Below are 15,933 nucleotides of genomic sequence, written 5' to 3' on the forward strand. Positions count from 1 at the left end.
GTCCGCTCCTATCAATGAAGGAGCTTATCTCGCGGCATCATTCACAAAAGAAAAGGTGGGATGTTCGTCGCGCTCACATTGCAATTGCGCTGCGGCCGTCGACTTTGTTTTGGCAGCCAAGTGGAAGGCACGGTGCTGACGCGGCTCATCCGGGCGGTGGAACAGGCATGATTGGACCGGGCACCGGCGTTCGGGTTTATCTTGCCTGCGGCGTCACAGACATGAGGAAGGGTATTGAGGGCCTTTCGATGTTGGCACAGGATGTCTTGCGTCAGAAGCCGACAGGTGGAGCTGTCTTCGCCTTTCGCGGGCGGCGTGGCGATCGGGTGAAGCTGCTGTATTTTGATGGCCAGGGATTTTGCCTTTATTATAAAATTCTGCAGAAAGGCCGTTTCCCCTGGCCCTCAGCGGCGGATGGGACGGCTCGACTGACAGCAGCCCAACTGGCGATGTTATGGGAAGGAATAGACTGGAGACGCCCGGACTGGGGTGCTCCGCCGGCACGTGTCGGTTGATTTTATCTTACTGAAACTACTTGTTTTTATGGCGTCCTGTCCTGATTTGTGCTAGTCAGGATCATGTCGAATGCGAGCTCAAATCTTCCTGATGATCCAGCCTTTCTGAAGGCGATGATCACCGCCTTGCAGGCGGAGAATGCGAAGATGTCGGCGGCGTTGAAAGCGCATGACCACCTGATCCAGGGTCTGAGGCTACGCATTGCCCGGCTGAAGAAACAGGTCTTCGGCAAGTCTTCTGAAAAGATCGAGCGGGAAATTGCGCAACTGGAACTGGCGCTTGAGGATCTGTTGATTGCCAGTGCCGAACACGAGACCGCGACCGTCGAGGAGCTTGAAGACGATCCGGCTTGCGTCCCGGATGAGACATCACAAACCAGACCGCTGCGCCGGCGTCCGCGCGTGTCGGAAAATGCGGTTCGCGAACGCCGGGAACTGGATCCCGGTCATTGCTGCCCTGCCTGCGGTGGAGAATTACGCCTTGTCGGAGAGGATGTCAGCGAAATCCTCGACATGGTCGCAGCGACGATGAAGGTTATCGAGATCGCCCGGCCAAAGAAGTCGTGCCGTTGTTGCGAGAAGATGGTGCAGGTTCCTGCGCCCAGCCGCCCGATACCGGGTAGCATGGCTGGTGCGGGCCTTGTGGCCTATATTCTGGTCTCGAAGTTCGACGATCATCTGCCGCTCTATCGCCTCAACGAGATCTTCGCGCGGATGGGTGTCGATATACCTGACAGCACACTGGTGGACTGGTGCGGTCGTGCCATGCAAGTGCTTCGGCCACTGATCGAGCGTATTGAGACCGAGATCATGAAAAGCGATCTCCTCCATGCTGACGATACGCCGATCCGGGTGCTGGATCGCTCATTACGCGACAAGGGACTGGGCAAAGGTGTGAAGAAGGGCAGGATTTGGACGTATGTCCGCGATCAGCGTCCATGGGCAGGCGGCGCACCGCCGGGTGCGGTTTATTACTTCGCTCCCGACTGGAAGGAAGAGCACGTCCACCATCATCTGCGAGAGGCGAGCGGCATCCTTCAGGCTGATGGCTATAAAGGCTATGCGAAGTTATATGAGCCGGGATCGGACGGGAAGCGCCGCTTCCGCGAAGCTTCCTGCTGGGCACATTGGCGGCGTGACTTTCATGACATCTGGACCGCGAACAAATCCGGGATTGCGCGCGAGGCTCTCGATCGGATCGGCGCGCTGTATGATATCGAGCGGGATATTGCAGGTCGGCCCGCCGATGTACGGCTTGTCACGCGTCAAAAGCACAGCAAGCCAAAGGTCGAGGAACTGCGCGCGTGGGCGGAAAAGCAGTTGCTTCGCATTCCGGGCAAAAGCGAACTGGCGAAGGCTTTGCGCTATGGGCTGAGCAGATGGCCGTCATTATCCCTGTTCCTGGAGGACGGGCGTGTGGCCATGGACAACAATGCTGCGGAGCGAGCCCTGAGGCCGATAGGAGTAGGGCGCCGGAATTGGTTATTCGCGGGCGCGGATACTGGCGCGGAAACTCTGGCACGCGCCATGACGATCATTGAAACGGCGAAGATGAACGGCATCAACCCGCAAGCCTATCTGGCCGATGTGCTCGACCGCATTCATGATCACAAAATCAATCGGCTCGATGAGTTGCTCCCTTGGAACTGGAAGCCTCTCACAGCAGAACATGCTGAGGCAGCCTGATGGCGACGGTCAGATTTGTCTTCACGCTCGACTATGTCGCCGAAATGCTCAACGAGGATGCTGACCTTCTGTATGCGATCATCCGCAATGACGATAACCTGACCTATGGAAACATAGTCACTGTCGTAACCGGCGACGATCAAACCACTTCCGCTTTGACGGACGACGGCATCGATGAACTCAGACAGATGCTGGTCGACGCGCGTCAATCAGCCGAAAAATGGCAAGAATTCCTCGAATGCTTTGTCGATGACGAAGAAATCGACGCCCGCGTCAAGACATATTCTCCACGGTAACAATCGGGCGGTTACCTACATTTGGCTGTTGCGTCAGGTTTTTTGTTCGCGTTTTCCGCTTCCACTCCAGTTGACGCTTCTTCAAGCAATCTCTACAACGACGACAACCTTGACCTACGGCGTAACGTCCAGTTGCTGCCTCCGTTTGCCATAAGCGAAGGGGCAACGGGGCAAATCAAACGTATTCAATTTTAGGGTTAAAGCCAATTCCAGACAATATTGCTTTATATACTTCATACCTGAGAGCTCTGGGGACCTTCCCATTGGCCAGTTCTCGTCGAACGCGAAGAAGGAATAGGATAAATCTTAGTCTTCCAGCTTGATGATATCTGTATGATGCTTCATTCCTTGCTCCATACTTAAATTTCCACAAGTTTTCTCTGGTCACTAAAGAGTAATTCACGCCTTTATTTTCTGGGGTGTCATGGATAACCACACTTTGTGGGCAAAATAAGCCGGGATAGGATGTGGACAGCCGTTGTGTGTATTCTGCATCATCATACCAAATGAAATATTCTTTTAGCGGGAGCCCATGTTTTTTTACAGCCCAAGCTGGTATTAGTACAGATACGAACGAACACGAGTTCACCAAGAATACTGGTAATTTGGGTGAATAGAAACGTGGCCAGTCCCATACAGGGGTTGGCGTGTTCATTTCGCATAAATCGTTGTCCACCCATCGTACACTGGAACACGCAAATGCAGGTTTCCAATGATGACGTTCCGTGAATGTTTCTATGGAGTTATAAAGGACTCCTAGTGCTTCGGGATTCGGATATCCATCATCATCCATTACCCACAGATAGTCGTAACTGTCTTCATAGGCGATTTTGATGCCAGCGTGAAACCCGCCAGCTCCACCTACATTCTTGGCTAACACGATATGAGTGATTAGAGTACTGTCTTTGGAAGCTACTATTTGTCGTGTATGGTCCGTTGACGCGTTGTCTATAACGTAGATTGCGTCGACTGGTATCTGCTGGGAGAGTACACTGTCTAAGACTTTGCTTAATTTTTCAGCTCGATTGTAGGTTACAATTACTGCGGCTATAGATTTACGCATTTTTATCTACCAGTATTGAATGATAAAGGTTTTCTATCACTTCGCTTCCAGTCGGCTCGTTAGAGATAATATTATACTTTCTTATTAATTCAGATTTTGTTTTTTCTAGAAATTTCGCATCCCTTGTTAGCTTCTGAATAATGTCGACTGTTTCACGGACACACCGATACGGCTCTGGGTGAGTCAAACAAGCATCAGGCAGCAATTCTGATTGTGCACCAACATTTGAAGAAATAGGAATGACGCCGTTTTCGATTGCTTCATAACATACCAGCGCTAAACCCTCATTAGCAGAAGGTAATATAAGTATATCAGAACTTTGCATTAGCTCTTTAACGGGGGAGCCGGGGGCATGAATTGTTATGACATCAGATAATCCATTTTTTAATACGAGGCTTTCAAAGGCAGTCTTATAAGGTCCGTCTCCTACTACCTTTAACTTGGTTGTAGGATGAGTTTTAAGTACCCGCTTCATAATATCAATCAAAAGAAATGGCCGCTTCTGATGAATAAGGCGTCCTACAAATATAAGCTGTAATGGGTCCTTTGCTGTTATCATTCGAAATGATAATAACGGGCACCGTCTCTCGATTAGGCGCCCCAATACGACATTTTTATTTGTAGCAAATTCGTTGTTATAAAATCTGGTTAGCTCGGCGCTAATTACATGATGGTGATTAATGTAGCGACTCCACACTCCGGATACGCGAGGATAACCTCCATCACTGTATTCAAGGATATGAGTTGTGTCTACAATCTTTAGTGATGGGCAGGTGATGTGTAAATGCGCCAGCGCGTTATAGGCCGAAGAACAGTGATGAATATGTAGTGCTTTAACATTTTCTGCTCGTACTAGTCTCTCAAGAAAAAGAGGCCAATCTTCGTTGCGCAGATAACGGTCGGTGCGAAGAAATTTCACATCAGGCATACCTTCGAAGAGTGTTCTTCTCGACTGCTCTGCTAATTTGTCTGCTACTATGAAAACTCTAAAGCCTGCGTTTGCCGCGATATTGACGCAGTCAAACGCAAATTTTTCTGCCCCTCCCATTTCCAGCCAATGCATAGCTATAACTATGGAAGGTTTCTTTTTATTTTGCTGAATTGGCGTAACATTGCTGAAATTACGTGCGATACGTAACTTTTTCCATTGATGAACCTTACGCGATTGCGATAGCTTTCTTTGTTCAAGGCGATACTTCAAGTGTTCGAACATTGTTGGAAAGTATTGAACAGCTACTTGATGAAAGGCAGTGCGTGGAGTCCATGTATCTGGTGAGCTATTGTGATTGGGTAGAGATTCCGGCGGGATCTGAACAATTATGGACAAAGACGGACTGTTTTCACAGTGTCTTGTTTCCTCAATATGTAATAGTTGGCCCTCTATGTCGCATGGATTGAGAGTATGTGACACTACTCGTGGGTTCCCCCAATAGGGTTCATCTCCTTGCTTAACTATCAAGCGGATGTTATTGGGGAACAGATATCCATATAACGTACGTATATCATTGATCTGTGATGTTATATAATCCACCGCGTGAGAAGTCATATTCAATCCGGGAAATAGGAGATGTTGTCCGTAGATAGCTAATTCGAACAAATTAAGCAATATGGCTGGCTTGCTCATGGTAGCTCGGTGCTCGGGTTTGGAGGTGATTGCACGCGGTTGCTTTGAACTGGGCATGACAAAAACCGACCAGAGCTGTGCGCCCAGCCAGCTCCACCCTGTTGACCAGCAGATTTCAGCAGGTGTTCAACTGGCCCGCACCGCATTGGCAGTCGTAATTACGCGATATAGTGGCCAGACTGATTTAACATTTTGATATCATAAATTCTCAGCGCGGCATCGTTCAACGAACGGTGCCGCGTTTTTCGCTTATCACGGAAATAATTTTGACCTGCTTGACGCCGTGCGCCAACTGTAGCACAAACCTATGACACATTTGGCGAATGTGAAAAAATGATTTATTGAAATCATTGAGGAATTTGGTCTGGCTGGGAATCCAGGCGTTTGCCTGGAAACTTTTATGTGTCTTGCACCTGTTGCTCGCCCTTTCAAAATTTTGCATGCGCTTACGAAAATTTCATTCCGGCACTTCTCTGCGTTGCCCTTCCGTAAAGCTCGTCTCTACGAGAATAGGGTGTCAAAGTTTATGAGTCCGCGCCGTAGGTATTTGACCTGGGTGAAGTTTAGTGCTCGTGATATAGTCCGCAAAATTTCGCGGGGTCAATCGTTGCTAATTTCAAAGAGTGAAGTTGCGCGATGCGTTGATAGACTGGAGTATTGGGGGGCGGGTAGACGAAACTGATTACGGAGATTGTATGAAAGGGATCATTCTCGCTGGCGGTAGCGGTAGCCGTCTCTTCCCTCTGACTATTGCAGTTTCTAAGCAACTTCTTCCGATTTATGATAAGCCGATGATCTATTATCCGTTGAGTGTTTTGATGCTGGCGGGGATCAGAGATGTTCTGGTTATTTCTACACCACACGATCTACCACTTTTCCGTAAGTTGCTCGGAGATGGTAGCGAATTTGGCATGGATTTTTCATTCGCGGAACAACCGCAACCAAACGGTCTGGCGGAAGCATTCATCATCGGTCGCCATTTTATCGGTAACGACCATGTGGCGATGATCCTCGGCGATAATATCTATTTCGGCGATGGCCTGTCCCATTTGTGCGAAAGCGCTGCCCGTCTTGATAAGGGTGGTTCCGTATTTGCGTATCGAGTGGAAGACCCCCAGCGCTATGGCGTGGTTGAGTTTGATAAGACAACCGGTAAGGCAATCTCCATTGAGGAAAAGCCGATCAAGCCCAAATCCTCCTGGGCGGTCACGGGGCTGTATTTTTACGACAATGAAGTCGTTGATATTGCCGCTTCGCTCAAACCCTCCGCGCGTGGCGAACTGGAGATTACAGCCGTCAACAATATTTATCTTCAGCGTGGCGATCTGACAGTCCAGCAGTTGGGACGAGGTTATGCCTGGCTTGATACCGGAACGCATGACAGTCTTCAGGATGCGTCGTCTTTCGTGCGTACAATCGAGAAACGGCAAGGCATCAAGATTGCCTGTCCTGAGGAAATCGGGTTTGAAAAAGGCTGGATTGATGGAAACACCGTTCTCGAACGGGCGGAAAAACTTGGCCAGACCGAATATGCTGCCTATCTGCGTCGTCGCGTCGAGGAAATCGGTAGCGAAAGATGATAGTTCGCCCATTGAAGCTTGAGGGTCTTCTGGAACTCAGCCCGCGTAAATTCGGTGATGATCGCGGCTTTTTCTCTGAGACCTATAATGCGAAATCATTCGCCGAGGCCGGGATTGATCTGACTTTCGTTCAGGACAATCATTCTCTTTCAGCCGCCAAGGGTGTTGTGCGCGGGCTTCATTATCAGTTGCCGCCATTTGCGCAGGATAAGCTCGTGCGCGTTGCGCGCGGTGCAATTCTCGATGTTGCGGTCGATATCCGCAAAAGCTCACCAACATTCGGGAAGTGGGTTGCGTTGGAAGTCTCGGCTGAAAAATGGAACCAGATTCTGGTGCCGAAGGGCTTCGCACATGGCTTCATGACGCTCGTGGAGAACACTGAAGTTATCTACAAGGTGACGGATTATTATTCTCCCGAGCATGATCGCTCGATCCGGTTTGATGACCCCGCCATTGGTATCGATTGGCCAATCGCATCTTCAGGCGTCCAGCTTTCCGATAAGGATCAGAAAGCCCCGCTTTTTGCCGACGCAGAAGTTTTTGCTTGAGGAAATGATATGAATATTCTCGTTACCGGTGGAGCAGGGTTCATTGGTTCAGCCGTCTGTCGCCATCTGGCAGCCGATCCCAAGGTCAATGTCGTCAATCTCGACAAACTGACCTATGCGGGCAATTTGGCGTCTCTCCGTCAGATCGAAAACCACCCGAATTACAGCTTCCTTGAGGCTGACATTTGCGATGACACCGGCGTTCTGGAAGCGTTGCGCGCCAACGAAATCGATGTGGTCATGCATCTGGCGGCAGAAAGCCATGTCGACCGTTCAATCGATGGTCCGGGTGCTTTCATCGAGACGAATATTGTCGGAACGTTTCGCCTGCTGAATGCGGCACTTGCCTATTGGCGGGAACTGTCAGGGCCGCGCAAATCGAACTTCCGTTTCCACCATATCTCGACGGACGAAGTATTTGGCGATCTGCCTTTCGACAGCGGTATTTTCACCGAGGAAACGCCCTATAAGCCTTCGTCGCCCTATTCGGCTTCAAAAGCGGCCTCCGACCATCTGGTGCGCGCCTGGCATGAAACCTATGGTCTGCCGGTTGTGCTATCGAATTGCTCGAACAATTACGGCCCGTTCCATTTCCCCGAAAAGCTGATTCCGCTCGTCATTCTCAACGCGCTCGATGAAAAGCCGCTGCCGGTTTACGGGGCTGGGGCGAATGTGCGGGACTGGCTCTATGTCGAAGACCATGCGCGTGCCCTGGCACTGGTTGCGACGACGGGCAAGCTGGGCGAAAGCTACAATATCGGTGGGCGCGCGGAACGCACCAACCTGAACGTGGTGGAAACCATATGCGCCATTCTGGACAAGAAGCGGCCTCGCGCAAACGGCAAGAGCTATGCCGACCTGATCACCTTCGTGACGGATCGCCCCGGCCATGATCGCCGTTATGCGATCGACGCTTCGAAAATCGAGCGTGAGTTGGGCTGGAAGCCGCAGGAAACTTTCGAGACCGGGTTGGAAAAAACCATTCAATGGTATCTCGATAATGCATGGTGGTGGGAGCCGATCCGCAGCGGTACCTATGCCGGTGAGCGTCTGGGCAGCACGCGAGTAAGAGAGGCGAAGGCATGAAAACCCTCGTCACCGGGCGGGAAGGGCAGGTTGTCCAGAGCCTTCTTGAGAAGGCGGCTCAACGTCCCGATCTGGAAGTGATTGCGTTGGGCCGCCCGGAACTGGATCTGACAATGCCGGACACCGTGCGCAGTGCCATTGAGGCGATCAAGCCCGACGTCGTCGTCTCTGCCGCCGCTTATACAGCGGTGGATCTGGCTGAGGACGAGCAGGAACTTGCCTTTGCGGTGAATGCTATTGGCGCCGAAGCAGTTGCCGAAGCCGCGAAAACCTGTGGCGTTCCCGTCATCCATCTGTCGACGGATTATGTTTTTGCGGGCGACGCCGACAAACCCTATGTCGAAACGGATGTCACCGGACCTCGCAGCGTCTACGGAAGCTCCAAGCTTGAAGGTGAGCTTCTCGTAGCCCAAGCCAATCCGCGGCACATCATTTTGCGGACGGCGTGGGTCTATAGTCCTTTTGGCAAGAATTTCGTCAAGACGATGCTGAAGCTTGCGGAGACACGCGATGCGCTCTCTGTCGTTTCCGACCAATGGGGCAACCCGACCAGTGCGCTCGATATCGCCGACGCGATTATCCAGGTGGCGGATCATCTGGCGGCAGCACCGGAATTTTCGGCTTATGGCGTTTATCATTTGGCTGGAACAGGTGATACGAACTGGAGCGGCTTTGCACACGCCATATTCGATGAAAGTGCCAGGCTTGGCGGGCCGACGGCGACCGTTACGGATATTGCGACCGCCGATTACCCGACCAAGGCCGTACGCCCCGCCAACTCCCGCCTGTCGACGGCAAAATTCCAACAGGCGTTCAACTGGTCGGCACCGCATTGGAAGTCGTCGCTGCGGGACGTTGTGTCCCGGTTGGTATGGCTTTCAGCCAAAGAAGCGCAAAACAGTAATTATTAACGCAGTCTGCGTTAAGGATTTGATATTGCCCGCCTATACGGATTATGACCCACAATAAGGTGCATAGGATTGCACCATTGTGGGGATGATGATTTTCGGATTCACGTTATAAGATGGCAAGACTTTTAAGCCCGGCGGGCGCTTGCGGGCGTCGCCTCTTCGATACTGGAAAATCTGGCGGAAAGCATGAGCGGCACATCGCTTAAATTTGGCACAAGCGGTCTTAGGGGATTGGCGGACGAACTGAATGATTTGCCCGCTTATGCCTATTCCTTTGCTTTTGTTGGAATGCTGTCGGAAGCCGGAAAGCTGCAGCAGGGCGACAAGGTCTTCGTCGGACGCGACCTTCGTCCGTCCAGTCCGGCCATTGCAGCATTGTGCATGGCAGCAATTGAGGATGCAGGCTTTCAGCCGGTCGATTGTGGGGTGTTGCCGACCCCGGCACTGAGCTATTATGCGATCGCGCAGCACGCACCCAGCATTATGGTCACGGGCAGCCACATTCCCGATGATCGAAACGGGCTCAAATTCTATCGCAACGACGGAGAAATCGACAAGAATGATGAGAGCGCCATCAGTGGGGTCTATGCCGCTCTGCCAAAAAATCTTGCCTTTCGTCATCTGCATGATGCACCGCTCAGCAGTGATGCAATCGACCGCTATGTGAAGCGTTATGTTGATTTTGTCGGACTTGAGAGCCTTCGCGGTTTGCGCGTCGGGGTTTATCAACATTCGTCTGTGGCGCGTGATCTCATTGTCCGTATCCTCACTGAGCTTGGCGCGGAAGCCGTACCGCTCGGTCGATCCGATGTGTTCGTGCCCGTCGACACGGAAGCATTGCGCTCCGAGGATATTGAGCTTCTCGACCAATGGGGGCAGGAAGGGCGTTTCGACGCCATTGTTTCCACCGACGGAGATGCCGACCGCCCGTTGATCGCGGACGAGAAGGGGCGCTTCGTTCGGGGCGATCTTGTGGGCGCGATTACCGCGAAATGGCTTGGCGTAAAAACGATTGTGACGCCGGTGACCTCCAATTCCGCTCTTGAAGAACATTTCGAGCGTGTTATCCGAACACGGGTGGGGTCGCCCTATGTCATCGAAGGCATGGAGCGGGCTATCGAGGAGGGTGCTTCTGCAGTTGTCGGTTTTGAGGCCAATGGCGGTGTGTTGCTGGGTACGGATATCAGCCGTGACGACCGCATGCTGATTGCTCTGCCGACCCGCGATGCGTTGCTGCCAATTCTGAGCAGCCTTGGTTCCGTCAAGGAAACTGGCAAGCCATTGTCTAAAATCGCGGCCCGCTTTCATTTCCGTTTCGCGTTGAGCGACAGGCTCCAGAATGTCCCGCAGGAAAAGAGCCTTGAGTTTTTATCCCTGTTGAAGAACGAAGCTGCGCGCAATGACCTGTTTCATCGGGATGATCCGATTGTTCGTGCCGAAACGATTGACGGCGTGAAACTCTTCTTTCATTCAGGCAATGCAATTCACTACCGCGCTTCCGGAAATGCGCCGGAACTGCGATGCTATGTGGAAGCTTCCGACGAGAGCCAGGCGGCGAGGCTTCTGGAAACGGGACTTGCCATCGCCCGCAACGCAACGAAGGACAACTGAGCAATGAGCTTTATTCCTGTCATTATCAGCGGCGGCTCCGGTTCCAGACTGTGGCCGCTTTCACGCGATGCGCATCCGAAGCCGTTTATTGAGCTGCCGGACGGCAGCACTCTGATCGGCAAGACCTACAAGCGTGCGGCAAAGCTCAAGGGTGTGGACCATATCCTCACCGTGACCAATCGCGACTTTCTATTTCTGACGCTCGATGCCTATGCCGATGCGAAAGCCCCCAAGGTCGACAACGCATTTCTGCTGGAACCGCTCGGGCGCGATACGGCGCCTGCTGTCGCGGTTGCGGCCCTGCATGCGGCTGCGACTTACGGCCCGGATGCGACATTGCTGGTCATGCCGGCCGATCACCTGATCGAGGACGAGGCCGCCTTTGCCGAAGCGGTGTCCAAAGCTCGCCAGCTGGCGGAAACCGGTCGCATCGTCACTTTCGGCATCGTGCCCGATCATCCGGAAACCGGCTTCGGCTATATCGAGGCCGAAGGCACGGATGTGCTGCGCTTTGTCGAAAAGCCCGATGCCGAGACGGCGCAGACCTATGTGGAAAGCGGTCGGTATTTCTGGAATTCCGGCATGTTCTGTTTCACGGCGGGCACCATGCTTGCAGCGATGCAGCATTTTGCGCCGGATATTTTCAACGCCGTGCAGGCTTCGCTCGAACATGCCCGGCGCGGCGTCAACGGGGAGACCAGGACCATCGAAATTGCAAAGGACGATTTCGTGACCGCTCCTGCAATTTCCATCGATTACGCGATCATGGAAAAGGCCGACAATATTGCCTGCATTCCGGTATCCTGCGGTTGGTCCGATATCGGCTCCTGGGCGGCGATGGCCGATCTCATCACGCCCGATGAAGACGGCAACCGTCTGCGTGGCGAAACGGTCATCGAAGACACGACAGACAGCTTTGTCTTGTCCGAAACCCGGCTGGTCAGCCTTGTCGGCGTTCACGACCTCCTTGTGGTGGACACGCCCGACGCATTGCTTGTCGCCCATCGCGACAAGGCGCAGGAGGTGCGCAAGGTCTTCAACAAGCTGCGGGCAAACGGCCATGAAGCGGCCAAGCTGCATCGCACGGCGCATCGGCCATGGGGCACCTATACGGTTCTCGAAGAGGGCGACGGCTTCAAGATCAAGCGGATCGAAGTGAAGCCGGGACGTCGCCTGAGCTTGCAGGCGCACCATCACCGGTCCGAACACTGGATCGTCGTTTCCGGCACCGCGAAGGTTACCAATGGTGACCGCGAGATACTGCTCACAACCAACCAGTCGACCTATATTCCTTGCGGCTTCCGCCACCGGCTGGAAAATCCGGGCATTCTGCCGCTCGTGCTCATCGAGGTGCAAAGCGGCGAATATCTGGGCGAAGACGATATCGTGCGTTTCGATGACGTCTATGGTCGCACATAGGGCGGCCTGACCGGCGCGACTGCAGAGGAAAACGGCGCAGGCTGCATTTAATCGGGAACCATTCGTCGGGACGAATGTTTGCCTTAACATGCCCAGCAAGGAACAGGACCCGGCTACCGATATAATCGGTATGCCGGTCATCGACTTTCAAAAACACGCCCTTTTCTTCGATGTGGACGGAACCCTGCTCGATATCGCCGCCAATCCGGACGGTGTTATCGTTCCTGGCGAGCTGCAAAAATCAATTTCTGTTCTTTCGGAATGTTTGTCCGGCGCGATGGCGCTGGTCACAGGCAGATCAATCGCGTTTATCGAGGAGCGCTTTCCCGATTATCACGGCCCGATAGCCGCGCTCCACGGCGCCGAATTCAGGCACGCGTCAGGTCTGGTCGAACTGATCGCACCGGACGAACATTTTCTGATTGCCAAGGATTTTCTGCGTCAGGCTGCATTGCGTGTCAGCGGTTTCCTAGCCGAAGACAAGGGGAGCGCAGTTGCCCTTCATTATCGCGCTGCGCCTGAAAAAGCCGACTTGGCGCATGATCTTGTCGACAAGGCCTTGAAGCTTGCCGGGGCGGATTGGATCGTGCAGTCGGGCAAGATGGTTTTTGAACTGCGGCCTGCCGTCAGCGACAAGGGCGCGGCCTTGCGCCGCTTCATGGGGGAAAAGCCCTTTGCTGGCCGGGTTCCGGTCGCCTTCGGAGACGATCTCACCGACCTTTCAATGCTTGAGGCTGCGGCGGAATTGAACGGCAAGGCAGTTGTGATCGGGCGTGCGATTGATCTTGCCCGCGCCGCGCGGCTGGGTAATCCGGACGAATTGCGCCTTTGGCTGTCCGGTATCACAGACAAGCATAGCAATGAGAGGACTTGATGTATGGGACGGCTGATCGTGGTCTCCAATCGTGTTCCCTTGCCCGATGAACAGGGCAAGGCGCCTGCGGGTGGGCTGGCCGTGGCATTGCAGGCTGCGCTGAGTGAACGTGGCGGCATATGGCTCGGCTGGTCCGGCAAGACGCTTCCTAATCGTCAGGCCCAGGAGCTGACGATTCGTGATGTGGGGCCTATTCGCTATGCATTGCTTGATCTCCACAAGAAGGATATCGATGAATATTACGCAGGTTTCGCCAATCGTATGCTCTGGCCGCTCTGCCACTACCGCCTCGATCTGATCGATTACACGCGCAAGGACATGGCGGGATATTTCCGGGTTAATCGTCTGTTTGCAAAGCATCTTCTGCCGATGATCGAGCGGGACGATCTCATCTGGATTCATGATTATCATCTCATTCCGATGGCCGCCGAACTGCGCGATCTCGGTGTCACCAACCGCATCGGCTTCTTCCTGCATATTCCCTGGCCGCCCGCCGATATCCTGTTCACGCTGCCCGTGCATGAGACAATCATGCGTGGCCTCGCTTCCTATGATGTCGTTGGCTTTCAGACTGAGAACGACGTCGATAATTTCATCGGTTGCCTGCGACGTGAGAAAATCGGCAAGCCTCTGGAGGATGGTGGTCTGTTCGAGGCTTTCGGCCATCAGTTTCGCGCCGAACGTTTCGGCATCGGTATCGAGACCGCCGTCTTTGCTGAAATGGCGAAAAAGGCACAGCGTCATTCGACGGTGAAACGCATGCGCGACAGCATGTTGGATCGCGATCTTATCATCGGTGTGGACCGGCTCGATTATTCCAAGGGCATCACGAACCGCATGGAGGCTTTCGAGCATTTCCTGAAGGTCGATCCCGGCAATCGCGGCAAGGTCACTTTCCTGCAGGTCACTCCGAAATCCCGCTCCGAGGTGCCTGAATACAAGGACATGCAACATGCAGTTGCTGAACTTGCCGGGCGGGTGAATGGAGCCCATGCGACGGTCGACTGGACGCCGATACGTTATATCAATCGTTCCCTGAACCGGGAAGTGTTGGCGGGGCTTTACCGGCTGGCTGCTGTCGCACTGGTCACGCCGTTGCGCGATGGCATGAACCTCGTCGCCAAGGAATATGTTGCCGCGCAGGACCCCAAAAATCCCGGTGTGTTGATTCTGTCCCGTTTTGCGGGCGCAGCGCAGGAATTGGATGGTGCGCTTCTGGTCAATCCCTATGACACCGAAGCGATGGCCTATGCCATGGCCCGGGCACTTGCCATGCCGCTGGAGGAACGCAAGGAGCGTTTCGAAAGCATGATAGCCTTTCTGACAACACACGACGTCAATCGCTGGTGCGACGACTTTTTGAACCGTCTTTCCCCCAGCTGATCGTCAGCTTACGGTTTATCGATGCCACGTTTGGCAGCTTCTTCCGAAAGATGAGGTGAATCGAAATTGGCCGGATCCGACGTTAGCAGAGCCGCGTCAGTTTCACGGGCATCTTTGGGCGACATGCCAAAACGGGATTTGAATGCTTTGGTAAATTGCGTCCCGTCATTAAAACCGCAGCGATAGGCGATTTCCTTGAGCGATACGTGTCGGTCACGTTCGTCGACGAGAATTCGATAGGCGCGATCCAACCGCTTGTCGCGGATAATTCTGGCAACGCCACCGTCCATATGGAATGCCCGGTAAAGACGCGAACGAGAGATGCGAAGGCTCTTGATGATGAAATGCGGCCCTAGCAGTGGATTGAAAAGGTTCTCATCGATATAGGCGAGGATGCGCTTGCGCATGGGCAGGTTGGCCGGAAGAGTTTCGACTGCACTGCCTTCCGCGCCGCGGATGCTGGCGCTAAGTAATGTGAGCATTGCATCTTGGGCTGATTGTGCCTCGATCCTGTTAAAATTCCCGCTCAATGACTGGAGATTACGGAGAAAATTGAAAAGCAGGCGCGTCATGGGAGCATCAGCTGGCATGACGAGGCCGTGCAGTTTCCGCAGCCCTACGATTTTTTCCAGTTCGCCGCGTGGTATCATCACTGTGATGCGAGAGCCGCCCGATGCCCGACTTTCAACAGTCTGCGTCAGATCGATGATGATGATATCGCCCTGTTTCGCTTCTATATAGAAACCGTTGAAATCTCCGCGCAGATCACCACCGGTGATAAGTTGCAGAATATATTGGTCGGCACCGCTTTGCGCGATAAGCTTCGGGGCACGCATGTAGTTTTGTGAATTGAACGAAGTCGCACCAATCAGGATCGAGCCGATAGAACGGGCAACAGCCGCTCCAGACAACTGGTGGGCATCGTCCTCGTCCGTGATTTCATATATGGGGTTGAGGACGGCACGCCAGAACTCATCGCGCAGCTTTCCTTCTATCATGTCCGTAGAGTATGAAGTCTCGTTATTCATCACTAACCGTTTAGCCTAAGGTCATGGCTTTTGATTTGAAAGTGAACTATGCATGAAAGAATCAATAATATGTTAGCTAGTTATGGTCTTATTGATTGTTGCAACCAATAAATCAGAATTGCATTCTTATGGTCTGCAAATAGATTTGTCGATATGATTTGTGGAATTGGGGTTTTATTAGGTCTGTGTATATGATTGCTAGCTAATATAAATAAATGGGTGTTGGGTACTCAGAGCCCTTTTGAAAAAGGTTGATTGGTGCTGTTGGTTGTGATTCAAGCTTTTGATGTGGACACGAGAGAGCCGTGG

General features: G+C 52.9%; 14 protein-coding genes. 11 read left to right on the forward strand and 3 right to left on the reverse strand.

Features of this window, described 5'->3' with window-relative positions:
- The 3 genes from tnpB to JNC70_RS22125 all read left to right on the forward strand — a co-directional run.
- On the forward strand, positions 1–515 hold a 515-nt coding region (gene tnpB / locus JNC70_RS22115), incomplete at its 5' end, for an IS66 family insertion sequence element accessory protein TnpB (protein ID WP_374789004.1).
- A 63-nt stretch (positions 516–578) separates the two neighbouring features.
- The gene (gene tnpC / locus JNC70_RS22120; protein ID WP_101990361.1) at positions 579–2,201 is read left to right on the forward strand and encodes an IS66 family transposase; all 1,623 of its coding nucleotides are present in this window, start codon (positions 579–581) and stop codon (positions 2,199–2,201) included.
- Entirely contained in the window at positions 2,201–2,497 is a 297-nt protein-coding gene (locus JNC70_RS22125) for a hypothetical protein (RefSeq protein WP_121982141.1), read from the forward strand. The genes tnpC and JNC70_RS22125 overlap by 1 nt, the downstream gene beginning before the upstream one ends.
- A gap of 175 nt (positions 2,498–2,672) precedes the next feature.
- On the opposite strand, the gene JNC70_RS22130 is transcribed toward JNC70_RS22125, so the two are convergent.
- Positions 2,673–3,560 carry a glycosyltransferase family 2 protein gene (locus JNC70_RS22130; protein ID WP_340583701.1) on the reverse strand — a complete coding sequence of 296 codons (888 nt, stop codon included), beginning with the start codon at positions 3,558–3,560 and terminating at the stop codon, positions 2,673–2,675.
- A complete protein-coding gene (locus JNC70_RS22135) occupies positions 3,553–5,184 on the reverse strand; it encodes a glycosyltransferase (RefSeq protein WP_340583702.1) in 1,632 nt (543 codons plus the stop codon). The genes JNC70_RS22130 and JNC70_RS22135 overlap by 8 nt, the downstream gene beginning before the upstream one ends.
- A gap of 695 nt (positions 5,185–5,879) precedes the next feature.
- Between JNC70_RS22135 and rfbA the strand changes: the two genes are divergently transcribed.
- The 8 genes from rfbA (at position 5,880) to otsA (ending at position 14,596) form a co-directional block, all read left to right on the forward strand.
- Complete coding sequence (gene rfbA / locus JNC70_RS22140) at positions 5,880–6,764, forward strand: glucose-1-phosphate thymidylyltransferase RfbA (RefSeq protein WP_374789013.1); 885 nt, start codon at positions 5,880–5,882, stop codon at positions 6,762–6,764.
- A complete protein-coding gene (rfbC, locus tag JNC70_RS22145) occupies positions 6,761–7,312 on the forward strand; it encodes a dTDP-4-dehydrorhamnose 3,5-epimerase (RefSeq protein ID WP_374789005.1) in 552 nt (183 codons plus the stop codon). The genes rfbA and rfbC overlap by 4 nt, the downstream gene beginning before the upstream one ends.
- 9 nt (positions 7,313–7,321) lie before the next feature.
- On the forward strand, positions 7,322–8,398 hold the full coding sequence (rfbB, locus tag JNC70_RS22150) for a dTDP-glucose 4,6-dehydratase (RefSeq protein ID WP_374789006.1): 1,077 nt from the start codon (positions 7,322–7,324) through the stop codon (positions 8,396–8,398).
- On the forward strand, positions 8,395–9,309 hold the full coding sequence (gene rfbD, locus JNC70_RS22155) for a dTDP-4-dehydrorhamnose reductase (RefSeq protein ID WP_374789007.1): 915 nt from the start codon (positions 8,395–8,397) through the stop codon (positions 9,307–9,309). Before rfbB ends, rfbD begins: the two co-directional genes overlap by 4 nt.
- A 186-nt stretch (positions 9,310–9,495) precedes the next feature.
- A complete protein-coding gene (locus JNC70_RS22160) occupies positions 9,496–10,920 on the forward strand; it encodes a phosphomannomutase (protein ID WP_374789008.1) in 1,425 nt (474 codons plus the stop codon).
- A gap of 3 nt (positions 10,921–10,923) precedes the next feature.
- The gene (locus JNC70_RS22165; RefSeq protein ID WP_374789009.1) at positions 10,924–12,339 is read left to right on the forward strand and encodes a mannose-1-phosphate guanylyltransferase/mannose-6-phosphate isomerase; all 1,416 of its coding nucleotides are present in this window, start codon (positions 10,924–10,926) and stop codon (positions 12,337–12,339) included.
- Between the two features lie 88 nt (positions 12,340–12,427).
- Positions 12,428–13,213, forward strand: a complete 786-nt coding sequence (gene otsB / locus JNC70_RS22170) for a trehalose-phosphatase (protein ID WP_374789010.1) — start codon at positions 12,428–12,430, stop codon at positions 13,211–13,213.
- 3 nt (positions 13,214–13,216) lie between these two features.
- Positions 13,217–14,596, forward strand: a complete 1,380-nt coding sequence (gene otsA, locus JNC70_RS22175) for an alpha,alpha-trehalose-phosphate synthase (UDP-forming) (protein WP_374789011.1) — start codon at positions 13,217–13,219, stop codon at positions 14,594–14,596.
- Between the two features lie 8 nt (positions 14,597–14,604).
- On the opposite strand, the gene JNC70_RS22180 is transcribed toward otsA, so the two are convergent.
- Positions 14,605–15,624, reverse strand: a complete 1,020-nt coding sequence (locus JNC70_RS22180; RefSeq protein WP_374789012.1) for a helix-turn-helix domain-containing protein — start codon at positions 15,622–15,624, stop codon at positions 14,605–14,607.
- Between the last annotated feature and the right edge of the window lie 309 nt (positions 15,625–15,933).

The organism is Brucella oryzae, from assembly GCF_041929965.1.
GTDB lineage: Bacteria > Pseudomonadota > Alphaproteobacteria > Rhizobiales > Rhizobiaceae > Brucella > Brucella oryzae.